Origin of the sequence: Bradyrhizobium sp. 187 (assembly GCF_023101005.1) — a bacterium.
GTDB classification, from domain to species: Bacteria; Pseudomonadota; Alphaproteobacteria; order Rhizobiales; family Xanthobacteraceae; genus Bradyrhizobium; species Bradyrhizobium canariense_D.
In genome coordinates, this window is sequence record NZ_CP064693.1 from 6,103,864 (window position 1) to 6,129,047 (window position 25,184).

The 25,184-nt window shown below is 63.7% G+C and carries 21 protein-coding genes; 6 read left to right on the forward strand and 15 right to left on the reverse strand.

Annotated features, from left to right (window positions below):
* Nucleotides 1-307: 307 nt before the first annotated feature.
* The gene (locus IVB19_RS29600) at nt 308-1,150 is read left to right on the forward strand and encodes a hypothetical protein (RefSeq protein ID WP_018454124.1); all 843 of its coding nucleotides are present in this window, start codon (nt 308-310) and stop codon (nt 1,148-1,150) included.
* 2 nt (nt 1,151-1,152) lie between these two features.
* Here IVB19_RS29600 and sseA read toward each other — a convergent pair whose 3' ends face one another.
* The 3 genes from sseA to IVB19_RS29615 form a co-directional block, all read right to left on the reverse strand.
* Nucleotides 1,153-2,004: a 3-mercaptopyruvate sulfurtransferase gene (sseA, locus tag IVB19_RS29605; RefSeq protein WP_018454123.1), complete on the reverse strand. Its 852-nt coding sequence runs from the start codon at nt 2,002-2,004 to the stop codon at nt 1,153-1,155.
* Between the two features lie 222 nt (nt 2,005-2,226).
* Nucleotides 2,227-2,640: a rhodanese-like domain-containing protein gene (locus IVB19_RS29610; protein ID WP_018454122.1), complete on the reverse strand. Its 414-nt coding sequence runs from the start codon at nt 2,638-2,640 to the stop codon at nt 2,227-2,229.
* A gap of 42 nt (nt 2,641-2,682) precedes the next feature.
* The gene (locus IVB19_RS29615; RefSeq protein ID WP_018454121.1) at nt 2,683-3,858 is read right to left on the reverse strand and encodes a vWA domain-containing protein; all 1,176 of its coding nucleotides are present in this window, start codon (nt 3,856-3,858) and stop codon (nt 2,683-2,685) included.
* A 248-nt stretch (nt 3,859-4,106) separates the two neighbouring features.
* On the opposite strand from IVB19_RS29615, the gene IVB19_RS29620 reads away from it, so the two are divergent.
* The gene (locus IVB19_RS29620) at nt 4,107-4,949 is read left to right on the forward strand and encodes an AAA family ATPase (RefSeq protein WP_007600695.1); all 843 of its coding nucleotides are present in this window, start codon (nt 4,107-4,109) and stop codon (nt 4,947-4,949) included.
* A 408-nt stretch (nt 4,950-5,357) separates the two neighbouring features.
* Here IVB19_RS29620 and IVB19_RS29625 read toward each other — a convergent pair whose 3' ends face one another.
* The 4 genes from IVB19_RS29625 to IVB19_RS29640 form a co-directional block, all read right to left on the reverse strand.
* Entirely contained in the window at nt 5,358-7,004 is a 1,647-nt protein-coding gene (locus tag IVB19_RS29625) for a GMC family oxidoreductase (protein ID WP_247820459.1), read from the reverse strand.
* A 16-nt stretch (nt 7,005-7,020) separates the two neighbouring features.
* Entirely contained in the window at nt 7,021-7,614 is a 594-nt protein-coding gene (locus tag IVB19_RS29630) for a GNAT family N-acetyltransferase (RefSeq protein WP_018454118.1), read from the reverse strand.
* A 117-nt stretch (nt 7,615-7,731) separates the two neighbouring features.
* Entirely contained in the window at nt 7,732-8,658 is a 927-nt protein-coding gene (locus IVB19_RS29635; protein ID WP_018454117.1) for an SMP-30/gluconolactonase/LRE family protein, read from the reverse strand.
* 135 nt (nt 8,659-8,793) lie between these two features.
* Nucleotides 8,794-9,627 carry an AraC family transcriptional regulator gene (locus IVB19_RS29640; protein WP_247820460.1) on the reverse strand — a complete coding sequence of 278 codons (834 nt, stop codon included), beginning with the start codon at nt 9,625-9,627 and terminating at the stop codon, nt 8,794-8,796.
* Between the two features lie 177 nt (nt 9,628-9,804).
* Here IVB19_RS29640 and IVB19_RS29645 point away from each other — a divergent pair, with 177 nt between their 5' ends.
* Complete coding sequence (locus IVB19_RS29645; RefSeq protein ID WP_018454115.1) at nt 9,805-10,908, forward strand: mandelate racemase/muconate lactonizing enzyme family protein; 1,104 nt, start codon at nt 9,805-9,807, stop codon at nt 10,906-10,908.
* A 9-nt stretch (nt 10,909-10,917) separates the two neighbouring features.
* Here the strand turns inward: IVB19_RS29645 and IVB19_RS29650 are convergent, their stop codons facing one another.
* On the reverse strand, nt 10,918-11,274 hold the full coding sequence (locus IVB19_RS29650; protein ID WP_018454114.1) for a hypothetical protein: 357 nt from the start codon (nt 11,272-11,274) through the stop codon (nt 10,918-10,920).
* Nucleotides 11,275-11,456: 182 nt separating this feature from the next.
* Between IVB19_RS29650 and IVB19_RS29655 the strand changes: the two genes are divergently transcribed.
* Nucleotides 11,457-11,681, forward strand: a complete 225-nt coding sequence (locus IVB19_RS29655) for a hypothetical protein (RefSeq protein ID WP_018454113.1) — start codon at nt 11,457-11,459, stop codon at nt 11,679-11,681.
* A 279-nt stretch (nt 11,682-11,960) separates the two neighbouring features.
* On the opposite strand, the gene IVB19_RS29660 is transcribed toward IVB19_RS29655, so the two are convergent.
* Complete coding sequence (locus IVB19_RS29660) at nt 11,961-12,617, reverse strand: glutathione S-transferase family protein (RefSeq protein ID WP_018454112.1); 657 nt, start codon at nt 12,615-12,617, stop codon at nt 11,961-11,963.
* A gap of 170 nt (nt 12,618-12,787) precedes the next feature.
* Here IVB19_RS29660 and IVB19_RS29665 point away from each other — a divergent pair, with 170 nt between their 5' ends.
* On the forward strand, nt 12,788-14,011 hold the full coding sequence (locus IVB19_RS29665) for a polyhydroxyalkanoate depolymerase (RefSeq protein ID WP_018454111.1): 1,224 nt from the start codon (nt 12,788-12,790) through the stop codon (nt 14,009-14,011).
* A gap of 127 nt (nt 14,012-14,138) precedes the next feature.
* On the opposite strand, the gene IVB19_RS29670 is transcribed toward IVB19_RS29665, so the two are convergent.
* On the reverse strand, nt 14,139-17,468 hold the full coding sequence (locus IVB19_RS29670) for an adenylate/guanylate cyclase domain-containing protein (protein ID WP_018454110.1): 3,330 nt from the start codon (nt 17,466-17,468) through the stop codon (nt 14,139-14,141).
* A gap of 317 nt (nt 17,469-17,785) precedes the next feature.
* Nucleotides 17,786-18,301, reverse strand: coding sequence for a hypothetical protein (locus tag IVB19_RS29675; protein WP_018454109.1), 516 nt, complete (start codon nt 18,299-18,301; stop codon nt 17,786-17,788).
* A 562-nt stretch (nt 18,302-18,863) separates the two neighbouring features.
* On the opposite strand from IVB19_RS29675, the gene IVB19_RS29680 reads away from it, so the two are divergent.
* The gene (locus IVB19_RS29680; protein WP_018454108.1) at nt 18,864-19,790 is read left to right on the forward strand and encodes a catalase family peroxidase; all 927 of its coding nucleotides are present in this window, start codon (nt 18,864-18,866) and stop codon (nt 19,788-19,790) included.
* Nucleotides 19,791-19,793: 3 nt separating this feature from the next.
* Here IVB19_RS29680 and IVB19_RS29685 read toward each other — a convergent pair whose 3' ends face one another.
* The 4 genes from IVB19_RS29685 to IVB19_RS29700 form a co-directional block, all read right to left on the reverse strand.
* The gene (locus IVB19_RS29685) at nt 19,794-20,720 is read right to left on the reverse strand and encodes an AraC family transcriptional regulator (protein WP_018454107.1); all 927 of its coding nucleotides are present in this window, start codon (nt 20,718-20,720) and stop codon (nt 19,794-19,796) included.
* 270 nt (nt 20,721-20,990) lie between these two features.
* Nucleotides 20,991-22,859 (reverse strand): ABC transporter ATP-binding protein, encoded by a 1,869-nt coding sequence (locus IVB19_RS29690; protein WP_018454106.1) that lies wholly within the window; start codon nt 22,857-22,859, stop codon nt 20,991-20,993.
* Between the two features lie 9 nt (nt 22,860-22,868).
* Nucleotides 22,869-23,795, reverse strand: coding sequence for a 2-hydroxyacid dehydrogenase (locus IVB19_RS29695; RefSeq protein WP_018454105.1), 927 nt, complete (start codon nt 23,793-23,795; stop codon nt 22,869-22,871).
* A 13-nt stretch (nt 23,796-23,808) separates the two neighbouring features.
* Nucleotides 23,809-25,137 (reverse strand): NAD(P)/FAD-dependent oxidoreductase, encoded by a 1,329-nt coding sequence (locus IVB19_RS29700; RefSeq protein ID WP_247820461.1) that lies wholly within the window; start codon nt 25,135-25,137, stop codon nt 23,809-23,811.
* Between the last annotated feature and the right edge of the window lie 47 nt (nt 25,138-25,184).

The window sequence follows — 25,184 nt, forward strand, 5'->3', positions numbered from 1 at the left end:
AGTCCCCGGGCCCCGTCCGGACCGTTAACGGCCAGATGACGGAAGATAGCGGCACATTCAAGACATTACAGGCGGATTTGTGCCTGATTTGCCGATTTGTGATCCGCAAGACTACCGTTGCCTCCTTGCATCACGGGGCGAAAATCAGCCCACGCCCGAGATCGCCGGAGTCGCCGGCTCCGTTTTTTACGGAACGGCGCGGAATCGTTGCGGTATGTTCGAATCAGCCTGATTCGCCTCCGCTTTGAGCTTCGATCCCCGCGTGGCGAACGCGGCAAGCAGTACCGTCACCGCGTTCAGATGGCTCATGGGCCCTGGCCACTTCACCGCCGGGGCGGAAATTCGCAATCCCTCGATGCTTCCCGGCTTTCGCTTCCTGTTTGCCGCGATCCTGCTGTCAGCCTCCATCCTGGTATTCGGCCTGGGCGCCGCCGCGCTGCTGCGGGCGAGCCACGAGCAGTATGTCAGCAACCCCTCCTGGCGGAACGGCCCGCAGGAGCAGGTGTTTGCACAAGCTCCCGAGCCGGCCCAGCCGGTGCTCGCGGTCCTCCGCGCCGAGCCGGAAGCGGCCACCGATCCGACGCCGTCGCTGCGCGATCAAGTCCCGACCATCGCACTGCCGATGAGCGAGCCCGAACAAGTGGTCGCGCTGACGACTGAGACCGACGGTCAGCCGCAGGTCGTTGCCCCTCCGGCTGACGTCCCGGCCGAACCGGCCAATGCGAAGACCAAGGCCGAGACGACGACGGACGCCGCGGTGCAGGCCTCAAGCAACACGCTTACTCCGGCCGACGCCAGCGCATCCATCGCCGAGGCCAAGCCCGTTTCGATCGCTCTCGCGAGCAAACCAACACCTGCCGCCCCCAGCGGAGCCTCGGCTTCGTCCAGGTTCGACATGGCGAGCGCGAAGTTCGCCGCATTGAACGACCCGGCGACCACGGCCTGGGAGGGTCCGCCGGCGAAGGCCAAGGCCGGCTCTAAGGCCGACAGCAGGTCGCCGGAGAGCAAGGCGACCAAGCCGCGGGCGCATCGCGTCAAGAAGCGCCGCCGCATTGTCTGGCGCGCGCCGCCGCCGGTTCAGCAACTCGATCCGTTCGGACAACCGCAACCCACGCTCGCCGCAACGACGACCGCGCGCGCACGTCAGTAGGGTTACGCCGGCCCGGTTGCGATCGGCGGTCCCTTTTCCTGGCCCCATTCCGACCATGAGCCATCGTAGAGCGCGGTGTCGGTGATGCCGAGGCGATAGAGCGCCAATGTCAGCACGCCGGCGGAGACCCCGGAGCCGCAGCTCGTCACGATCGGCGCATCGAGCCTGACGCCGGCGTTGGTAAAGGCAGCGCGGAGATCATCAAGCGGCTTCATCGTGCCGGTCGCGGCGTCGAACAGGAGATTGTAGGGCACGTTGCGCGCGCCCGGGATATGGCCGGAGCGGATGCCTGCGCGCGGCTCCGGCGCCCGGCCCTCGAACCGGTCGGCGGCGCGCGCGTCGATCACCTGCTCGGCACGGCTTTCGACGTTGGCGATCAATTGCTGCATGCTGCGCACGCGTTTTGAATCGTAGCTGGCCGTGAACGTCGCAGGCTTCGGCTTCGCCTCGCCACTCTCGACCGGACGCCCCTCGGCGCGCCACTTCTTCAGGCCGCCATTGAGGATGCGCACATTGCCGTGCCCGAAAGCCAGGAACATCCACCACGCGCGGGGAGCAGCGACCCAGCCGCCGGCATCATAGATCACGACGGTGTCGGCATTGGAGATGCCGAGATGACCGACGTCGCGGCCGAACTGCTCGGCACTCGGATACATGTGCGGCAGCGGGTTGGAATGGTCCGAGATCGCATCGACGTCGAAGAACACCGCGCCCGGCAGATGCGCGGCGAGATAATCGTCCTTCGGCAATGGCAGCACACCCGGCAGCTTGAAGCTGGCGTCGAGCACCTTGACGTTGGCGTCATTGATGTGGGCGGCGAGCCATTCGGTAGAGATGAGGGGATCGGTGGGCATGCGAGATCTTTCTATTATTCCGCGCGAGCGCAACGTGAGCGAGGTTGAAGCAGTGCGCATCCAACTCCGCTGTCATCGCCCGGCCAGTGCGCAATTGCGCACTAGGACCGGGCGATCCAGTATTCCAGAGGCGATTGTAATTGAGCCGAGAGGCCGCGGCGTACTGGATTCCCCGCTTTCGCGGGGAATGACGCCGGAGATTGGAGCGGCAGCGCAGCACCCTCACCCCTTCTTCTTCGGCTCCCACTGTTGGGTCGGCCCGCCGGCGTCGCGCCAGGCGGCGTAGCCGCCCGCGATGTGGGCGACGGGCTTGAGGCCCATGTCCTGCGCAGTCTTGGCGGCGAGCGCAGAGCGCAAGCCGCCGGCGCAATGGAAGACGAACTTCTTGTCCTCCTGGAACACCGGCTTGGCATAAGGGCTCTGCGGATCGATCCAGAATTCGAGCATGCCGCGGGTGCAGGCGAACGCGCCGGGGATGCGGCCGTCGCGCTCGATCTCGCGGGGATCGCGGATGTCGACGATGACGACGTCGCCGTTCTTGGAGATCTCGATGGCGTCTTTGGCGGTGAGCGTCTCGATCTCGGCATTGGCCTCGTCGATCAGCGCCTTGATGCCACGGGTGATGGTCTGGGGCACGTGGTTCTCCCTCTTGTAGTCATTCCCGGCGCGGAGCGCGAGCTAGTGCGTTAATTCCTTCATCGCACCTTCAAGTCCCTCGATCGTGATCGGATACATGCGGTTGGCGAAAATGCGTTTGATGATGGTGGTGGATTCCGAATAGTCCCAGTGCTTCTGTTGCACGGGGTTCAGCCACACCGAATGCGGATAGGTACGGATGATGCGGTCGAGCCAGACCGAGCCGGGCTCCTCGTTGACGTGCTCGACCGAGCCGCCGGGCACCATGATCTCGTAGGGCGACATCGAGGCGTCGCCGACGAACACGATCTTGTAATCGTGCGGGTATTTGTGCAGCACGTCCCAGGTCGGGGTGCGGTCGGTAAAGCGCCGCTTGTTCTGCTTCCACACGCCTTCATAGAGGCAATTGTGGAAGTAGAAATACTCCATGTGCTTGAACTCGCTCTTCGCCGCCGAGAACAACTCCTCGACCTGCTCGATATGCGCGTCCATCGAGCCGCCGATGTCGAAGAACACTAGCAGCTTCACCGCGTTGCGGCGCTCGGGCCGCATGTGCACGTCGAGATAGCCGTGATTGGCGGTCTCGCGGATGGTGGTGTCGAGATCGAGTTCATCCGGCGCGCCGGTGCGCGCGAATTTGCGCAGGCGGCGCAATGCCACCTTGATGTTGCGGATGCCGAGCTCGACATTGCCGTCCAGATCCTTGAACTCGCGCTTGTCCCACACCTTGACGGCGCGGTTGTTGCGGTTCTTGTCCTGGCCGATGCGAATGCCTTCGGGATTGTAACCATGAGCGCCGAACGGCGAGGTGCCGGCGGTGCCGATCCACTTCGAGCCGCCCTGATGACGGCCCTTCTGCTCCTCGAGACGCTTCTTCAGGGTCTCCATGAGCTTGTCCCAGCCCATGGCCTCGATCTGCTTCTTCTCTTCGTCGGTCAGGTATTTCTCGGCGAGCTTCTTCAGCCACTCCTCGGGGATCTCGGCCCCCTCCATGGCGTCGAGCAGGCTTTCCAGCCCCTTGAAGACGGTGCCGAAGACGCGGTCGAACTTGTCGAGGTTGCGCTCGTCCTTCACCAGGGAGGTGCGCGAGAGATAGTAGAAATTCTCGACCGAGTAGTCCGCGAGGTCGGCGTCGAGCGCCTCCATCAGCGTGAGGTATTCGCGCAGCGTCACGGGGACCTGCGCATCGCGCAGAGAAGTGAAGAATTGCAGGAACATGGGTGACAGATTGCCCTTTGGATTGTCGGCGTCAAGGGGCGCCTCGGAGACCCCACCCGACGAGCTCTGGGCAGGATTGTCCGCCAGGCGGGATTGGCGGAGCGATTGTGCTCGTCATCCTTTCGCTGATAAAACGGGTCTGAAAGCCTGACCGAACCAGGAACGGCCGCCACGCGCGGCCGTTCCGTTTGTTGGACCAGGGCCATGAAACTGGCAATTCCTGGGACGACGACCAACAAGGACGCGCGATGAAATTTACCGGCACCAAGGACTATGTTGCGACCGACGATCTCAAGGTCGCGGTCAATGCCTCGATCGTGCTGGAGCGCCCGCTGCTCATCAAGGGCGAGCCCGGCACCGGCAAGACGGTGCTGGCGGAGGAAGTGGCGAAGGCGCTGAACGCCCCGCTTCTGACCTGGCACATCAAGTCCACCACCAAGGCACAGCAAGGCCTCTATGAATACGACGCGGTATCGCGCCTTCGCGACAGCCAGCTTGGCGATGCCCGCGTGTCCGACATCAAGAACTACATCAAGCGCGGCAAGCTGTGGGATGCCTTCACCGCCGAGCAGCGCCCGGTGCTGCTGATCGACGAGATCGACAAGGCCGACATCGAATTCCCAAATGATCTCCTGCTTGAGCTCGACCGCATGGAATTCCACGTCTACGAGACCGGCGAGACGATCAAGGCCAAGCAGCGCCCGATCATGATGATCACCTCCAACAACGAGAAGGAGCTGCCGGACGCGTTCCTGCGCCGCTGCTTCTTCCACTACATCAAGTTCCCCGATGCCGACACCATGACCCGGATCGTCGACGTCCACTTCCCCGGCATCAAGAAGCGGCTGGTCGAGGAAGCCCTGCGCATCTTCTTCGAGGTCCGCGAAGTGCCCGGGTTGAAGAAGAAGCCCTCCACCTCAGAGCTTCTGGACTGGCTCAAACTGCTGCTCAACGAAGACATGAGCGTCGAGCAGTTGCGCGAGCGCGACCCGCGCAAGCTGATCCCACCACTGCACGGTGCGCTGCTCAAGAACGAGCAGGACGTGCATCTGTTCGAGCGATTGGCGTTCCTGAGCCGGAGGGAAGTGTAGGTTCGAGCGCACTCCGCTGCCGCCCCACCTTCCGGTGTCATTCCCCGCGAAGGCGGGGAATCCAGTACGCCGCGGCTTCTCGAATCAATCATAACCGCCTCTGGAATACTGGATCGCCAGGTCAAACCGGGCGATGACACCGAGAGTGTGGCGCACTCTCTCCACCTCGTCATTGCGAGCGCAGCGAAGCAATCCAGGCTGCCTCCGCGGAAAGATCCTGGATTGCATCGCTGCGCTCGCGATGACGGAGCAAGGGTGAGCATCGCCCTCTCCAACTCGCGCTTCAAATCGCGAGGGGCGACCAAGGTCGCGTGAGATGGGCCTCCGGCTCTGCAGCGCACAGCTGCACCGGACGATGCTTCGCATCGCCGGGGAAGCGCAGCGCTGCGTCCGGAGCACGAGACCTTGCTACGCCACCGCCGCATCCGGCACGCGCGCGGCTTCCATCGGCTTCTTGCCGCGGATCAAGTCCGAGGCGCGGTCGGCGATCATCATGGTTGAGGCATTGAGGTTCGCCGAGATCATGCGCGGCATCACGGAGGCATCGATGACGCGGAGACCTTGCAACCCGTGAACGCGGAGCTGATCGTCGACCACCGCCCAGGTGGAATCCGCCGGGCCCATGCGGCAGGTGCAGCCGGGGTGGAAGGTGGTGGTGCCGCGCTCGGTGGCGGCCGCCAAAAACTCGTCGTCGGTATTGACGTTGGGTCCGGGGAAATCCTCGTAGGCGTAATAGGGCGACAGCGGCGCGCTCTTCAAAAGCCTGCGCGCGAGCTTCATGCCGCCGACGATGACCCGGCGGTCGAGCTCGGCGTCAAGATAGTTGGTCTGGATGATCGGCGGCGCAAACGGATCTGCCGAGCGGATGCGGACATAGCCGCGGCTCTCGGGGCGCTGCTGCCAGGACGCCACCGTCATGCCGGGCTCGTCCTCGAGCTGGCCCTGCACGCCTTCCTTGTAGCTCGCCGGTGTGAAGGTGAGCTGGAGGTCGGAGCTCTCCGCACTCTCGCCGGAGTGCCAGAAGCAGTAGACCATGGTCGGCGACAGCGACAGCAGGCCATTGCGCGCGGTCGCCCATTTCATCGCCTCGACCCAGAGACGCCAGCCGCGGCGGAGCTCGTTGATGGTCCTGATGTCCTTGACGCGCGCGACCGTGCGCGGGGCGTAGTGATCTTGCAGGCCTTCGCCGACCGGAAGCGCGTGACGCACGGCGATGCCGTGGGCCTGCAACAGATCCGGTGAGCCGATGCCGGACAACTGGAGCAGCTGCGGCGAATTATAGGTGCCGCCGGAGAGGATCACTTCCTTGTTGGCGCGGACCTCGACCGGCGTGCCGCCATGACCGCCCTTCATGTAGCGCACGCCGACGGCGCGCTTGCCCTCGAAGATGATCTCGGTCGCATGCGCGTGGGTGCGGACATGCACGTTCGGCCGCTTCATCGCGGGCTTGAGGAAAGCGGTGGCGCCGGAGACGCGCAAGCCCTTGTCGATGGTGCGCTGGCAATAGGAGACGCCTTCCTGGGTCTTGCCGTTGTAGTCGGGGTTGCGCGGAATGCCGAGGCTCACCGCGCCTTCCATGAAGGCTTCGCAAAGCGGATCGCGCCAGTTCATGGTGGTGACGGTGAGATTGCCTTCGCGGCCGCGATAAATGTCCTCGCCCTCGCCGACCCGCTTCTCCAGCCGCCGGAAGTAGGGCAGCACGTCGGCATAGCCCCAGCCGCGATTGCCCATCTGCGCCCAGGTGTCGAAATCCATGCGCTGGCCGCGGTTGTAGATGTGGCCGTTGATCGAGGACGAACCGCCGAGCGTCTTGCCGCGCGGCGCGTAGATGCTGCGGCCGCCGGTCCAGGGTCCGACCTCCTGCTGGTAGGCCCAGTTGATGCTCTTCATGTGGAAGGTCTTGATGAAGCCGGCCGGCAGATGGATGTAGGGATGCCAGTCGCTCGGGCCGGCCTCGAGCACGCAAACGCTGGTCGCAGGGTTTTCGCTCAGCCGGCTGGTGAGCACGCAACCGGCGGAGCCCGCGCCGACGATCACATAATCAAATCTGTCCATGGTGCCTCGGCCGCCTCTAGCGCGGCTTGTCGTTGAGTTGATAATTCAAATGCGTTCGCACCGTAGGCCATTCGGCCGCGGTGATGCTGTAGACCACGGTGTCGCGTAGCGTGCCGTTCGGCGCGACCTGGTGGCTGCGCAGGATGCCGTCCTGCTTGGCGCCTAGGCGCTCGATGGCGCGGCGGCTCTGGTGATTGAAGAAGTGGGTGCGGAATTCCACCGCGATGCAGTCCAGGGTTTCGAAGGCGTGGGTGAGCAGCAGCAATTTGCACTGCGTGTTGAGCGGGCCGCGTTGCGCGCTCTTACCATACCAGGTCGAGCCGATCTCGACGCGGCGGTTGGCCGCATCGATGTTCATGTAGGTCGTCATGCCCACGATCTTGCCGCTGCCATCGAATACGGTGAAGGGGAGCATCGAGCCGGCGGCCTGAAGACCGAGCCGGCGGTCGATTTCCTTGCCCATGTTGTCCGGCGTCGGGATTGCGGTGTACCAGATGGTGGAGAGCTCACCATCCTTCACGGCCTCGCTCAGCCCCTCGCGGTGCTGATGCGACAGCGGCTCCAGAGCGGCATGCTGTCCGCGCAGGGTGATGGGATCAGGCCAGGGCATTTGAAACTCTCTCCTTTGTCATTGCGAGGAGCGAAGCGACGAAGCAATCCAGACTGTCACCGCGGACGCATTCCTGGATTGCTTCGCTTCGGTTGCAATGATGGTCACTAGCACCGTTTACTTGTTAAGGAAATTCAACGGCAAACCGCTGCGCGGCCAGTCCATGGCGATCAGCTCGCCCTTGCCGGAGAGGGTGATGTAGGCGGTCTTCAGCTCGGGGCCGCCGAAGGCGATGTTGGTGGTGACGCGGTCGCCGGTCGGGATCTGCTCGACCAGCGTGCCATCGGGCGCGATCACCGAGATGCAGCCGGAGACGAGGGTGGCGACGCAGACATTGCCGTTGGCTTCGACCGCCAGCGAATCGAACATCTGGTAGCCGCCGAGGCCGCAGATCGGTTTGCCCCGCTCGCCGCGATAGATCGCGTCGCGCGGCTTGAGCGTGCCGGGCGCGGAGAGCTCGTAGGCCCAGAGCCGGCCCGTCGGCGTCTCCGCGATGTAGACGGTGGTCTCGTCCGGCGAGAGGCCGATGCCGTTCGCCGGCAACACGCCGTGGACGACCTCGACGATCTCCTTCATGCCGGGCTTGAGATAGTACATGCCGCCGACGTCCATCTCGCGCGCGCGGCGCTTGCCGAGATCGGAGAACCAGAGGCCGCCCTGCTTGTCGAACACCAGATCGTTCGGCCCGCGCAGATCGTGCTCGCCGCATCTGGTCACGACGGTTTCGATCTGGCCGGATTGCAGATCGACGCGCTGGATCGAGCCGCCGAGATAGCCGTCGGGCTGCGGACCCGGCATGATCATGTTGCGGGTCGGGATCCAGGAGAAGCCGCCATTGTTGCAGATGTAGATCTTGCCGTCGGGGCCGAGGGCTGCGCCGTTCGGGCCGCCCGGAATCTTCGCGACGACCTCCTTGCGCCCGTCGGGATGGATTCGGGTCAGGCGCTGGCCGCGGATTTCCACCAGCACGACCGAGCCGTCCGGCATCACGACCGGCCCTTCGGGAAATTCGAGGTCGGTGGCGAGAACGCGGACGTTGGACATGTGGGGACCCTCCCGGCTGCTTGTTATGACTTGCGCGGGATGTCCGGCACGGGCCCCACACGCAAGATTGCCTGCGGTTATGACAAAGTCACCGGGGCTTGCCAAGCAAGCCGGATGGTATGCCAGCGTTGCGCGCTAATCTCGCACGGGTATCCAAATCTCCAGGCCGCCATTGCCGGTGGCGGGATCGAATTTCTCGTCGTAGCGCTCGAAGTTCGGCGCATCGGCAGCCTTCAGGCCGGAGGCCGGCAGCCACTGATTCCAGATCGCGTTGACGGTGCGCCTGATCGAGGCGACGTGGTCGGTGTGGGTGAACACCGCATAGCGCTGCTCGGGGATGCGGATACGGCCGAAGGGGCGCGGCAGTTCGGAGAAATCGGCGACCTCGACGCCGGCAATGTAGTCGAAATTGCCGGCATCGTCGCCGTTGCAGCAGACGCCATAGGCGACCGCTCCAACGCGCGTGGGAATGGCGGCGACCTCCTGGTGGAAGCGCTGCCACAGTCCAGGAATGGCCGCGCCGTTGTCGCAGGAGATGCGCTCGATGATGCCTGCGACGAGGAAGGCCTTTGTGGTTTCGAAGCGCGGCCTGGCGAGTTTGTCCGAGATGGTTGAATCCATGAGGATCGGCTCCTGGAGCTTGAGATGGCCGGTGCATTGCGCGGCGCGCACCGCTTCGGGCGTGGTGCCGAACTGGTCGCGGAACGCACGGGTGAATGCTTCGTGCGAGCCGTAATCGGCCTCCAGCGCCAGCGACAGGATGTCCGGCGCGCCATTCGCAAGACTGCGCGCCGCTTCGCTCAGCCGCCGCGCGCGCACGTACCGCATCACCGGCAGGCCGGTGGCTACGGCAAACGCGCGCACGATGTGGAACCGCGACACGCCCGATATCGCAGCGATCTCGTCGAGCGTCATCGGCTCGGCCAGATGGCTCTCGACATACCAGAGCGCGCGCTGGGCTGGGTTCATGGCGTTTCTCGTTCGAAGCGCGACCATGATGCACGGAAGTCCGCGGGTTTCGCTTGATCGGCGTTGCGGTCCCGCAGGAGGATAACGCCGGAACAGCCACTGGCAACGTCCGGGCGTTCATGGCTACACTCGGGACGTCCTTGAAACCGCTCACAAGAAAGCAGGAGGAACCGCGTCATGAAAATCACCGATGTGCGGGCGCACCATATCCGCATCCCCTATGACGCTGGTGTCGCGAGCTTCCGTCAGGGCGCCTCCGCCATCACCGCCCTCGACATGGTGATCCTCGAGGTCACCACCGACGCCGGGCTCACCGGCTGGGGCGATGCCTTCGCCTATGTCTGCCCCCGCACCACGCGCAGTGCCGTCGAGGAAATGATCGCACCACAAGCCCATGGGCTGGAGGTTCCCGATGCCGCCGGCATCCCCGCGGTGATGGACCAGATCCAGCGCAATCTGCATCTGTTCGGCCGTTACGGCATCACCATGTTCGCGATCTCCGGGCTCGACATCGCGCTGTGGGACCTCGCCGCCAAGATCGAGGGCGTCCCGCTGAACCGCCTGCTCGGCGACACCAGGCGCTCGGCCATTCCGGCCTATGCGAGCCTGTTGCGGATCGGTTCGCCCGACAACATCGCCGCCGAATGCAAGAAGGCGCTCGCACTCGGCTATGGCGCCATCAAGCTGCACGAGACCACGGCGCCGGCGGTGTTTGCCGCGCGCGCGGCGATCGGGCCCGGCATTCCGCTGATGGTGGACATGAACTGCCCGCTGTCAGGCGAGCAGGCGGTCGCGTTCGCCAGGACATGCGGGGACGCGCAGCCGATGTTCCTGGAAGAGCCGGTCTGGCCGCCGGAGGATTTTGCGGCGCTCGCCGAGGTCCGCAGCAAGGGCGGGCTCGGCGTCGCCGCCGGCGAGAACGCCTGCACGGAATATCAATTCCGCCAGATGATGGAGGCGGGCGCGGTCAGCCACGCCCAGCCGTCGGTGATCAAGGTCGGCGGCATCACGGAATTTCTGAAGGTTGCGGCGCTCGCGGATCGGCAAGGCGTCAAGATCGTTCCGCACTCCCCGTATTTCGGCCCCGGCCTGCTGGCGACCTTGCATCTCCTGGCGGGGCGCAACGACGGGTTGGTCGAGATGTTTTACCTGAAGCGCGAGGCCTGCCTCTGGGGCGGCCGCGCCGATGTCGATGCCACCGGCCATGTCGCGGTGCCGACCGGACCTGGGCTCGGCTATGAGCCCGACCGCAGCGTCATGGAGCGATATCGCGTCGCCTGAGCGCGGCGCCTATTTCGCCGCATCCTTCGGCGGCGGCGCATCCTGTTTCTTCTTCACATCCTCCGCGGTCTTCGCCTGCGCGGCCTGGAGATCGCCGAGCATCTTCTGCAAGCCGGCCACGGTCGTCTTCAACGCATCGATCTGGCGAGCCGCGGCGTCCAGCTTCTGCTGGTGATCGAGGTTGAGCTTGGTGATCGTCTTCTGGAGGAAGTCGACGTTGCTCTGGAGGCAGCTGGTGCGGCGCTCCATGGTCTTCTCGACGGTGCAGATCTCGATACCGGGCACGTCCTGCGCGCGGACCGGCACAATCGCCAGCGTAGCGAGCAGCAACATCGCGAAACAAACGACGGCGCTTCGAAGCAGCATACAGGTTCCTCGTCAAATCAATCACGGCAATGTGCGCTTTTTGCACGCAGCCTGTCGAGGCTACCACACTCGCACCGCATTCTCGCGTTGAGCTTGCGGCTGTTCCCTCGCACGGGGAGCGATGATCTGCACGCGGAGGAAATGGGCACTCTTTCCGCGGCTTTGTTTAAGGGAGTTTTTTGATGGCAACGCGCGACAGACGACTGGCGGAATTCGACGGCGCCGGAGAACCGCCGCCCGGCCTTGCAGTCGAAGTGCTGTGCGAGGACCACAGCGGAACGTATCAGCTGCCGTTCGCCTGCCGCTATATCGAGGGACGCTGGCAGAACCACGCGGCCGGCGTCGCAGTTGAAGCAACCGTCATCGGCTGGCGCGTCCCGCGCATGAAGCATTCGGGCGTGGCCTGAGCACTGATTTCTGTCTCAAAATGCAACGGGGCCGCGTCCCGGCTTTAACCTTCGGAACGCGGCCCGAACGAATCACGTCCGAATCAGCCGTAGCGCCCCGTACGCGCCTGTTCACGGCTAGATGTCGCAACCGGCCAGCGCGCGCATACAATATCTGCACAGCGCGTGAGCGGGCTCAGCCCACCACGGGCGTCAAACGTTAACGCCTTCAATGACACGACCGCGGGGTGCGGCGGTTGGATGCTCGCTCCCAAAACAGGCAGATGGCACCCGGCCTGCCTAATATTCGACCTCGAGCTCCTCGATCTCGGCCGGCTCATCCCGTGCCGCCGCGATCCATTCCTTCATCTCCGGCATGGCCATGATGGTATCGGCATAGGCCTGCAGCTGTGGCTCGAGCTTGACGTTATAGGTCACGAAGCGCGTCACCACCGGGGCGTACATCGCGTCAGCCATGGTGCGGGTCTCGCCGAACAGGAAGGGCCCGCCCGATTTGTCCAGGCAGTCGCGCCAGATCGCCCAGACGCGATCGATGTCGGCCTGCGCGCGCGACCAGATCTTGAAGCCGGGGAAGTGCCCCTTCAGATTGACCGGCAGCGAGGCGCGCAAGGTGGTGAAGCCGGAATGGATTTCGCCGCAGATCGAGCGGCAATGCGCGCGCTGAACGCGATCCGCGGGCAGCAGCCCGGCATCCGGCATCGCCTCGTTGAGATATTCGGCGATCGCCAGCGTATCCCAGACGATCGCGCCGTCGTGCCGCAGGCACGGCACCAGGATCGACGACGACAACAGCAGGATTTCGGCACGCGCCGACGCGTCGTCCGGCGCGGTGACGATCTCCTCGAAATCGAGCCCGGAAAATTTCGTCAGCAGCCAGCCACGCAGCGACCAGGACGAATAGTTCTTGCTGCTGATGGTCAGTGTCGCCTTCGCCATATGGCCTTCCCTCACGCCTAAGACTTGCACCCCGCCTGGACTGCGGGAGTGCGCACCGCCTGTGCTTCCCGCCAAAAGAGCAGCAAGCGACGTGCCAATCTTGAGGACGGCCCATCTCCGGTTTGGCTCCGATATTGCATAGCAGCACGGGGACAGGTGGGCTTTTCAGTATGATGTCGATGTATTATCAGGCCTTTCAGAACCATATGGACCTGACGGCGCCGTGGCGGTCGGGGGCTTCGTCCGCACTCAAATTCCTCAATCTGGTGCCGCAGGGCTTATCGGATCAGGTCGTCGGCCGGCTGTCGGCCGCGCTGGAGTTGATCTCCCGCTCCACCCTCACCTATCACCGCCCCGCCTACGGCATCGACAGCGTCATGGTCGGCAATCGCGAGGTCGCCGTAACCGAGGAGATCGCTTACGCGACCCCGTTCGGCTCGCTGCTGCGTTTCAAGAAGGAAGGCGTGGGCGAGCAGCCGCGCATGCTCCTGGTGGCGCCGATGTCCGGCCATTTTTCGACGCTGCTGCGCGGCACCGTGAAGACGCTGCTGCAGGATCACGACGTCTACATCACCGACTGGCACAATCCACGCGACATTCCCCGCAGCGAGGGCCGTTTCGGGCTCGACGACTACACCGAGCATCTCATCGACTTCCTCGGCCAATTAGGCCCCCGCCCGCATATGGTCGCGATCTGCCAGCCCTCGGTCTCCGCGCTCGCGGCCGCCGCGATCATGTGCGAGGGCAACCATCCTTCGCGGCCGGCGACGCTGACGCTGATGGCCGGCCCGATCGACACGCGCATCCAGCCGACGAGGGTCAACGAATTCGCCAAGAGCAGGCCAATCGACTGGTTCGAGCAGAACCTGATCAACTACGTGCCGATGCAGTGCCGCGGTGCCCTGCGGAAAGTCTATCCCGGCTTCGTGCAGCTCACCGCCTTCGTCTCGATGAATCTCGAGCGCCATATCAAGCAGCACATCGATCTCGCCGATCACATCGCCAAGGGCGAGAAGGAGAAGGCGGCCAGCATCAAGACCTTCTACGACGAATATTTCGCCGTGATGGACCTGCCCGCGGAATTCTACATCGAGACCGTGCGAGACGTGTTCCAGGAGCATCTTCTGCCCCAGGGCAAGCTGATGCATCGGGGACGTCCGGTGAACACCAAGGCCGTCAGCCGCATGGGGCTGATGACGGTCGAGGGCGAGAAGGACGACATCTGCTCGATCGGCCAGACGCTGGCCGCGCAAGACCTCTGCACCGGCGTACGCGCCTACCGCCGCGTCCACCACATGCAGGCCGGCGTCGGCCATTACGGCGTGTTCTCGGGCAAACGCTGGAACAACGAGATCTACCCGCTCTTGCGGGATTTCGTGCACGTGAATTCGTAACCCGTCAGCCCCTGGCCCGTACGTCACGTGCGAACCTCAACGCGCAATTGCAGTGAGGCGACCGGAGATGGGTCAGGATCGAGACGTCTCTCCTGACCAAACGGCTAGCTAAACAAACCGCACGTGCCTAATGCACTTGCTTGAGCAGCTCTCTGGCTTCAACGACTTCGGGAAGATTGCGCTCCGCATCGAATTCAGCGAGCACGGGAGCGAGCACCTCGGATACCGCGCCCGCTCCGCCATTTGTCTTATGCAGGCGTGCAAGTCCAATGGCGCTGCGCAGCTCGAAAGTCTTCACCCGTTGGTGCCGTGCGATTTCAAGCGCTCGGCTTAGCGCAGTTTCGGCCCTGGCTAGGTCCGAAGGATCATGACGCAACAAAAGCTCCCCGTAGACGCGATGCAGCTCGGCATCAAGCCAATGCTGACCGGATTGCCCCGCCCATGCGATCAATCCGCTCAAGATTTCCAGCCCGTTTTCGAGTTGGCCCGACTCTGCATCCGCCATGGCGACATGCATCCCCCAAAACGGCTCACAGAGGTAGCAGTCATTCTCGTGCAGCAAGGTCCAGCCGCGACGCATTTCCGTTAGCCCGGCCATTCCGTCGCCAGCGCGCCACTTGGCCAGGCCATTCAGGTAAGTGCCGGCGGCCACATACAGCGGCATCGTGTGGTCGCGAGCGAGACCAAGCGCCAGGATCGTCTCTGTTTGCTGCAACATGCCCCCGCATAGTCCGTCGAACACAGCTCGATGAACAAGCGCATTGGCCTGAGAAAGCGCCCGTTTTTCTCCGGAAGCACTTATCGCTTCCGCGGCGAGGCGGCGTGCGCGGGCGATCCTGCCAAGGGGCCAAAGCACCAGGGCAAGGAACCTCATGATCACGAATGGGAGATCCAGCGCCGAGCCCCTGAACGTCGCGGGATCCGGCTCGTCACCATAGATCTCTAGTGCCTTCTCAAGATGTACTCTCGCGTTCAAGTAGTCGCCCCCGAACCAGCAGGTAACCCCGCCCGTCCAATGTGCAACGACGGCGGCCACCGGTGAGGCCGGTCGCCGGTCAGCGGCGTTCACGATGGCATCCACCAGCGCCTGCATCGGCGCGAGTTCGCCGTGTGTCAGGCAGGCATTGAAGAGACCCGAATGGACCGGCGCAAGTTCAACCGGATCATTGATGTCGGCTGCGAACTGTCGGGCGCGCGTCCATGCGGCGACCGTTTCGGGAGCGCTGTGCCCGAGGCTGCCCCGTAATGCACGGCCATATGCGATTTGAAGATGTAGCCTACCCATCATCCGGTCGTGCTCATCGGGCAGGTCATCGGCGATGGCAATCGCCTTGCCGAGATGTGCAATCGCCTCGGAATAAGCGGAGCGTTTCAGCGCCTGCAGGCCCGCCTTGCGCCACCATTCGAGGGCGACCTCGCTCAGCCCCGCCTCAGTGAAGTGGTGTGCCAGAACTTCCGGCTCAGTCTCGGCGACGACTGGAAACTTCTCGCGCAGGACATCGCCGATGCGCTTGTGAAGCACCTGCCGTTTGCTCTTGAGCAGGCTCTCGTAGGCCGCTTCCTGAACGAGGGCGTGCTTGAAACTATAGTTTGCTTCGGGCGGAGCCCCGCGACGCACCAGCAGTTCGGCCTCTTCGAGTTGCGCTAGCGCAGCGCTCAGCGTCAGATCATCGCGTCCCGCCACATATCTCAGCAGCGCGTATGAAAAGTCGCGACCGATGGCGGCGCCTATCTGCGCTAACTCCTTGACGGGGGCCAGCCGGTCAAGCCGCGCCATCAGCGAATCCTGCAGCGTCGCGGGAATAGCGAGCGGCGGGAGCGGATTATCGAGACGATAGCGCCCGGCATCTTCGACGAGTAGCCCGGACTCCAGCACCATCTTGGTCAATTCCTCGACGAATAGTGGGATGCCATCCGTCCTATCGATGATCTGCTTCATCATCTCGCGTGGCAGCTGGCGACCAACGGCCACCTGTTCGACCAGCGCGCGCGAGTCCCGCCGATCGAGTCGGTCGAGCCGCAACAGACTGACGTTGGCAAGGCCCGACCAGGAGGGCTCGAACTCTGGCCGGGATGTCATGAGCACGAGTATCGGCAGTCCTCTGATACGATCGACCGCGAGATCGAACAGTTCAAGTGTCGTGGCATCGGCCCAATGCATATCCTCGCAGATAATCAGCAGGGGTTGCTCTCGCGCCAACCCCTCAAGCTGATCCAGAAGGGCGGCAAATGTCTGTCGCCGCTGCTGCGCCGGGCTCAAAGCCAGCGGCGGACAATGGTCGCCGGTGGGAATCGAAAGGAGAGCCGCAATGAGCGGTGTCGCTTGGGCGACCTGCTGTGTTCCAAGCGACAGCATTGCCTCGAGCTTGTCGAGCTTTTGCCCAGGCGTGTCGTGCGACCGGATGCCGGCGGCGCGCTCGAGCTGCGCGACAAAGGGATGGAGCACACTGTTGGTATGGTAGGGCGAACACTGATATCGCACCCGGCGGTGCGCCCCCAACGAGGGGCTTTCGGACAGGGTTGCGACAATGCGCGACTTGCCGATGCCCGCTTCGCCAGAAATCAATACCATCTGGCCCTGCCCCTGCCATGCCAGCCGCTGGCGCGAGAGAGTGAACTCGATCTCGTCCCTGCGGCCGACAAAACCGATCGAGCGTACCGCGCGGACCGCCTCGAAGCGACTCTCGGATGCGATCGCCCCCTCCACCGCCCAGACTGCGATTGGTTCGGCTATCCCCTTGACCTCACGGCGGCCGAGATTGCGAAACGTGAAGAGATCACCAAGCAGCCGGCGCGTCGACGAAGCAACGACGACCGCGCCCGGTTCCGCCAGGCTCTGGAGCCGAGCGGCGAGGTTTGGTGTGTCGCCGACGGTTGCCTGCTCCTCTGATGCATCTCCACTGATGAGGTCACCGACCACCACAAGCCCTGTCGCAATTGCGATGCGCAGTTCAACCCGTTCGTCGGCGCCCGTTTTGAGCTGCCCAATTGCGGAGATAGTGTCGAGGGCAGCTCGTACTGCGCGCTCCGCATCATCCTCATGCGCGCGAGGATAGCCGAAATAGACGAGTATTCCGTCGCCAACGAACCTGGCTATCCTGCCGTCATAAGCGGCAATGACGCTCGCGCAGGCGGCGCGGTAGGCCCGGATCACTTCCCACATATCCTCGGGATCGAGACGCGCCGAGAGCGCGGTCGAGCCGACCAGATCGCAAAACATAACAGTGAGGTGGCGCCGCTCGGCGTCCTGAGGAGGGGTCGGCGATGCGATCAACGCGGCTGGATCGAGGTCGGCAATAGCACGCAGCATTTTGCGGCGATGGCCTAGCAGGACTCCGAGCTTTTCAAAGTCCTCGTCCATCAGTTCGGGGAGGACGCCCACGTCGATTCCATTCTGGGCAAAACGCTCTGCGTATTGCCCAAGCCCCAGTTTCTCGAGCCACTCCGCAATCTGCATTGGCTCCACCGATCGTGTGGTTGGCGGTTAGCAGGATTTTGGACCACGGCGCGGGGACGATATCCCAACACCGCCATGATGGCACGTCTTGTTTGTTGTGCGATAATTTAGGTTACTCAGTACCGACACGGCTTCCAAGCCGGGTCGCCGCCCGATGCGAACGACTGCGCTACCAAAAATCGTCTTCCCGCAGCGTTGGACGACAGAGGTTGCGATGAGTGGTCACTACTCACTCCGGACCTGAAATCGAATCCAACACTGCGGCTTGTGCACTCGTCATGACGCCAAGCAGACGTTCTTGCGTGAGCACAATTCCTTCATTGCTTGTCCATGCGCGCTTCGTAGTTGCGAGCCATCATGCCCGCCGCAACTTGGAGCGAGGAACCAACCACCCAACAGCCGGCAACAAAGGTTATCAGGCCATTGGCTGGGTTTTGATCAAGGACAAGGATGCTGACGGACAGAGTTGCGGCAATCGCGGCGCCGAACGTTCCAGCCGCACTCATGATCTCAGCCGGCTCGGAACCATTCCACTCTTCCAAGTTGCTCGAGATCGACTTCCGCGCGACACTGCGAGACAAATCAATTCCGACATAATAGCTGAGAGCTCCGTAGAGCATCGTTATCAGCACGATCCAGCCGCTTTCAAACAGTCCGCCTTTCTCACGCAACAGGGTCGCACCCACATAGAGGCCACAGGAGGCCCCAACGGCTGCGAGCCCAATTCTTTCAAGAAGATGGGCCGACCTGATCAGACCGGAACGAGCGATCCGAAGATTGCCGGAGCCCCTCGTTAGGGAAAATGCGCTGGAAACTGCATCACTAATTTTCATTGGGGGTCTCCTTCTTAGGTAAGTAGCGGCCTACCGGCCGACCCCGAATAGAGGCAGCCTCGTGGACGCGTTTTGCGATTGCCTTGATTCCAATTTCTGAAAAATCTGTGCTGAGTGATGGGGCTGGCTTGCTCGTGAGCAAGACGAGAGCCAATCCAAAGCTGCGAGCACGCGGCTACGCAGGCATTGCATCTCACCCGTGTCGGTCAGTTAGGTCCGGGTGCGGCAATTTCTTGCGGGAGTGATAGCTCGAAAGAGAGTGATGAAATATGAGACGGTTCACATAACGCGGTTCCCCGTCGCTCTATCCGATCACAATTTCCGGAGGACAAGTCTGCATCGTCGCGAGACCCGGGAGCACGGGAGCTGAATCAGTAAACAAGTTGTCCCGCGTCTCGCCGACATCAGATCTATCCCCTCATACCGTGTTTCGTGCACGTGAATTCCTGAAGCGCGAGCAAGCAATCAGCAGGATCGGACAAGGCAGCGCGGCTTTAGGAAAGACGCCGGCGCTCCGCCAGCCCTAACACACGGACATGCCGCTTTTGCCGGAGGCCAAGCCATGTCCGAACTTCCCACCCCCGCTGCAACACCCGCCGCGGTCGTCGATGCATTGAAGGCGGTCGCAGGCAATCCGCCGAAGGTGCGCGCGAGCTTCGCCAAGGGTCGATGTGTGCGCGGGACCTATGCCCCGTCCGACCGCGCGGCAGAGATTACGCGATCGCTGAGCTTCACAAAACCGTCGCGCGTGCTGGCGCGCTTCTCCGTCGGCGGCGGCAATCCTGGGATGACCGACACCAACAACCTCGTGCTGCGCGGCTTCAGCTTCAGGCTGGGCGACGACGCCCATCGCTCGGACATCCTGACGGAAACCGCTCCGGTGCATTTTGCACGGACGCTCGACCAGATGCTCGCCTTCCTCGAGGCGCGCATTCCGGGTGCGGACGGCAAGCCCGACATCGAGAAGGTCCGGGCCTTTTCGGCGGCCAATCCTGAAACACTGAACCAGGCGAATTACGTCGCGGCACGCCGGCTGCCCGGCAGCTTTGCCGGCACGACCTATTGGGGCGTGCACTCCTTTCCCGCGACGAACGCGAAGGATGAGACCCGCTTCATCAAGTTCAAGGTCTCGCCGGTCGGCGGCGACGTCACCTTGAGCGAGGACGAAGCGAGGGCGAAGTCGGCCGATTTCCTGCATGACGATCTCGCGCGGAGGATCGTAGCCGGCGATGTCCGATTCAACGTGATGGCCTTGCTCGACCGTCCCGGCGATCCCACCATGGACGTGACCCTGCGATGGCCGGACGAGGACAACCGTGAGCAGGTGCGGCTGGGGACGATCGTCATCACCAGCCTCGAAGCCAACGCGGCCTGCGACGGCTCCATCTTCAATCCAGCCAATCTTGCCGACGGCATCGGCCATCCGCCGGACGAGATCTTTGCGGCGCGCCGCACGGCCTACACGATCTCGCTGGCAAAGCGCCGGTAAAATTCAAGTCTTGTCCCGTCCGCCATCCGTTTCGCGGCGCCACGCGCCCGGACTGACGCCGACGATGGACGAGAACACCCGCGTGAAATGGCTCTGATTGGCAAATCCGGCCGAGATGGCAATCTCGGACAACGGCAGGTCGCGGACTGTCATCAGTTGCTTGGCCGCCTTGACGCGCTGCTGGAGCAGCCATTGATGCGGCGGCAGGCCGGTGGAGATCCGGAACGCGCGTGAGAAGTGGCTGACTGACAGCCCAAGCTCGGTCGCGATCAGCTGTAGCGCGATCTTGCCCGAGAGATCGGAATCGAGCCGGTCACATGCACGCTTCACCTGCCATGGCGCAAGACCGCCGCGGCTCGGTTCTGCGGCTGGCTTCAGCCCACCATAGGTCTGGGCGACATGGGCGGTGAGCGCGAGCATCATGTGATCGACGAAAAGCTGGTTGGTCTCGTCGGGCCGACACAGTCCTTGCCGCAACGAGGCACCGACATGTCGAACGACCTCGTCGTCATGACCGACACCGGGCTCGTAGCTGAGCTCGCCTACGCGCGGCCCGCCCGGTTGCCTGGCAACGCTGTTGAGCGCAGAGCGCGGCAAATAGAAGAAGAGCGAGTGAAACGGCTTGTCGATCACATAGCGCGGGTCACGCTTGAGGTCGTACAGATAGGTCGCACCTGCGCGAACATCCGCCTTGGTGACACAGCGGCCCTCCTCCCAGCATTCGCAATCCGGATAGTCGCGGAGTTTCAGGCTGAGGAGATAGGCATCTTCCGCAGCCAGCGAGCCGGAAATATCCGGTGTCGGATCGTCGTTGCGGACTTCGGTGACCGCGAGCTCGGCGCTGTGCAGCGAACGCGTGATCAGGACCGGTGCTTGCTTGGAGCGAAGGCCCTGCCCGAGCCTCTGCCCGTAGACGCCTGCGTGTGTCATTCTAGTAAATCCATCCGTAAAGGCACGTCTTCGCCGGCCTTCCCGAGATCCGCACATTATCGGAGATCGCCGGCCGACGGTCCAGCTGCAGCGCATAACACGAAGCTGGCGCGGCCGGCCGTCGCACCGGGCCGTGCCGCGATGATTTCATTGTGATTTCAGCGTGATGTCACCGGCCTGGCGTCGCGAAGGACACCACCGTTGACCTGCCCGGCAGATCGCGGGGCGACTTCATCGTGCATTTTGGAAATGATTTGTGGCCTGCGCACGTCAGTTGGACCATTCCTCGCCCCAGAGCTGGACGACATGGCCCGGCGACACCTCACGATATTGACGCACGGGCGGCTGGTAATCGGGCGCACGCACCGGGCTTCTGATCTCGTCATTCGTGGCCTCGCGCCTGGTGCCGCGGCGCGCTGGATCGGGCACCGGCACGGCCCCCATCAGCTTCTTCGTATAGGGATGCTGCGGATTTCCGAACAGGGCCGCGCGTGGACCGGTTTCGACGATCTCGCCGAGATACATCACCGCGACGCGATGGCTCATGCGCTCGACCACCGCGATATCGTGGGAAATGAAGAGATAGGCAAGTCCCATGCTGGCCTGAAGGTCCAGCATCAGATTGACGACCTGCGCCTTGACCGAAACGTCGAGCGCCGAGACCGCTTCGTCCGCGACGATCAGCTTCGGTCCGAGCGCGAGCGCGCGGGCAATGCAGATGCGCTGGCGCTGGCCACCGGAGAATTCGTGCGGAAAGCGCGCGGCCATGTCGGCGGTGAGACCAACGCGGACAAGCAGGTCGGCGACCTTCTCCCGTGCCTGCGACGCCGTGACGAGCCCGTTGGCGAGCAATGGGGCCGCAATCGCCGTTCCCACCGACATGCGCGGGTTGAGGCTCGCGAACGGATCCTGGAACACGATCTGCATCTGCTTGCGAAAGTCACGCAAGGTGCGGGCATTCATCGCCAGCACATCCTGCCCGTCCACCAGAACGGTGCCGCTGTCCGGCTCCGTCAGCTTGAGAATGGAGCGGCCCGTCGTCGACTTGCCGCAGCCGGATTCGCCGACCAGCGCCAGCGTCTCCCCGGCGCGCAAGGTGAAGGAGATGTTCTCGACCGCATGGACGCGGCCCGAGACCTTGCCGAACAGGCCCGAGCGGATTGGAAAGCGCGTCGTGAGGTTGGAGACCTCGAGCAGCGGTCGCTCGGCAATCGAGACCGTATCGGGCGTCTCCGCCGGCTCGTCAGAGGTCCCCGTCACCTTGTCGACGGTCGGAAAACGCATCGGCCGCGTCCGCCCGTCCATCGAGCCGAGGCGTGGCACGGCCGCGAGCAGCGAGCGGGTATAAGGATGCGAGGGTGAAGCAAAGATGCGCGCGGTCGCATCGGTTTCCACTGCCTGGCCGCCATACATCACCACGGTGCGGTCCGCGATCTCGGCCACCACCCCCATGTCGTGGGTGATGAAGAGGATCGACATCTCCTCTTCCTGCTGAAGCTCCTTCAGAAGCTCTAGGATCTGGGCCTGGATCGTGACGTCGAGCGCGGTGGTCGGCTCGTCTGCGATCAGCAGCCTCGGCTTGCAGGCCAGCGCCATCGCGATCATTACGCGCTGGCGCATGCCGCCGGAGAAGCGATGCGGATGCTCGTGGAAGCGCGATTTCGCCGCAGGTATCCGCACGCGGTCGAGCAGGCATATGGTCTCGACCTCCGCCGCCGCGCGCGACAGGCCGCGGTGCTGGATCAGTGCTTCCGCAATCTGGAAGCCGATGGTCAGCACCGGATTGAGGCTCGTCATCGGCTCCTGGAAGATCATGGCGATTTCGTTGCCACGAACATCCTTCATGCTCGCTTCGGGCAGCGTCAGCAGGTCGCGACCGGCAAGCCGGACGCTGCCTTCGACCCGGCCGTTCTCCTTCGGAATGAGCCGCATGATCGAGAGCGCAGTGACGCTCTTGCCCGAACCGGACTCGCCGACGATCGCCACGGTTTCCCGCGAGGCAATATCAAACGACACGTCGCAGACGACGGGAATCCATTGCCGCTCACGCAGGAAGGACGTCGTCAGGCCGGAAACCGACAGCACCGGCGACTGCGCGTTGGCAGCGATTTGATCAGCTCCGCTTGCGCCCATGCTCATGCCAGTGTCCTAATAGCCACGACTACGATCGACACGCCCCGGCAATTCTTCACCGCGGCGGTGGCGCGCAATCACATCCAGCACGAAATCGACCGCCGTATCCGGCGTCGTCATGCTGGCATTGTGCGGCGTGACCAGGATGCGCGGGTGGCTCCAGAAAGGGTGACCCGCAGGCAGCGGCTCCGGCTCGGCGACATCGAGGACAGCACCCGACAACGCGCCGCTGTCGAGCGCCGCGAGAAGGTCGGCTTCGACCAGATGCGGGCCACGCCCGACATTGACGAGCGACGCGCCGCGCGGCAGGCGCGCGAACAAGTCCGCATTCAGGATGCCGCGGGTCTCGTCGGTCAAAGGCAGCAGGCAGACGAGAATGTCGGTCTGAGCAAGGAAATCCGGCAACGTCTCCATGCCCGCGTAACTCGTGACGCCCTCGATCTCGCGCGGCGAGCGATTCCAGCCGAGAAGCGGAAAGCCGAACGCCGTGAGGCGTTCGAGCACGGCCTGGCCGAGTTGGCCGAGACCGATCACGCCGACGCGACGACGTTTGGCCGGCGTGATCCGGATCTCGCGCCAGACCTGCGCCTTCTGCTGAGCAATGAAGTGCAGGAGATCGCGATGCAGCGCGAGCACAGCCATGGTGACGTATTCGACCATGGTCTCGGCGATACCGGGCTCAAGCATGCGCACCAGCGGAATGTGCGGCGGAACTATTGACGGGTCGAACTGGTCCACACCCGCACCGACCGAGAAAACGAGTTCGAGATTAGGGAAAGTCGTCGCGATGTCGTCCGGCGGCACCCACGCCACGAGATAGCGGATGTCGGCGGGATCGCCGATGTCGGGCCAGAGCCGGAATGGCACATCGGGCGCGCGCTCGGCGAAGAAGCCCGCCCATTCAGCGCCCCGAACCATGTTGGCCTTGTAGAGAACCGTCATGCCGCCAAAACTCTCAGAACGGGCTGACCGGCGCGAGCCGGCGGCCGTCGATCAGGCGCTTGTGGCTGTAGGCCGCGGGATCGACCAGCGGCGTCGCGCCCGTCACGATGTCCGCCGCGAGCTTGCCGGCCGCAGGACCGATGCCAAAGCCGTGGCCGGAGAAGCCGGTGGCAAGGAAGAAGCCGGGCATGGCATCGACCGGCGAGATGACCGGAATGGTATCCGGCGTGCAGTCGATCGTCCCGCCCCAGGCTTCCGCGATCTCGATGTCCTTCAATTCAGGGTTCGACTTGATCAGCGAAGCCAGCGCGGCATTGACCAGCGACATGTCAGGCGCGGGATCGCGCACCCGCTCGGTCTCGAATGGCGACGGCTTGTCCAAGCTCCAGTTCGTGCCGCGCATGAGCTGGTCGAAGAAGGATTTGCCGAACGACAGTTTCAACCCGTTCTTGCGATGCAGATAGGTCGGCCAGAAAGTTCGCGCGTACCGGAACAGATCAGGCGACAGTTCGACCGTGCCGCGGTTGCGTAGCGCCAGGGTAAAGCCGCCGTCGAGGCGGCGGCGGATGCAATAGAAATCGGTGCCGAGCGCACCGGAGGTGATCTCCGGCCCCGGCGTGGTCCGGCACGCGGTCGCATTGACGAGGCCGATCGGCAGCTCGATGCCGTGGCGACGGCAGAATAGCGACGACCAGGCGCCGCCGGACAGCAGCACCGATTGCGTGCGAACGGTGCCCTTCTCGGTGACGACGGCGCTCACCCGTCCACCTTGCGTCTCCAACCCACGCGCGGCGCAGCCCTGATGAATAGTGACGCCGTGCTTTCGCGCGGCGGTCGCAAGCGCCGGCACGGCCATTGAGGGCTCGGCGCGCCCGTCGCCCGGCGTGTGCAATCCGCCGACCCATTTTTCGGCATTGCCGGGCAGGCGCTCGGCGACCTCCGCCGGCGTCAGGACCGTGGAGTGGACCTGCATCTCGCGCGCCGTTACGGCCCATCGCTCCCAGCTGGCGAGTTCGTCCTTGCTCTTGGTCAGGAACAGCACGCCGGTGCGGCGGAAGCCGGCATCGACGCCGGCATCGTTCTGCATGTCTTCCCACAGTCGCAGTGCCTCGCGGGCCAGCGGGATCTCCTCACGCGCGCGGCCCTGCTGGCGGCACCAGCCCCAATTGCGGCTCGACTGCTCGCCGCCGACATGGCCCTTCTCGACCAGGGCGACGGAGAGGCCCTTCTTCGCGAGATGATAGGCCGCGGAGACGCCAATGACGCCGCCGCCGATGACGACGACATCCACCTGCGCCGGCAGGTGCTCGTCGCTGTTTATACGGGTGAGCGGCGGGGACATAGGACACTCCAGATATTCAGTTCGATCGGAGCAAGCTTGCTCATCGC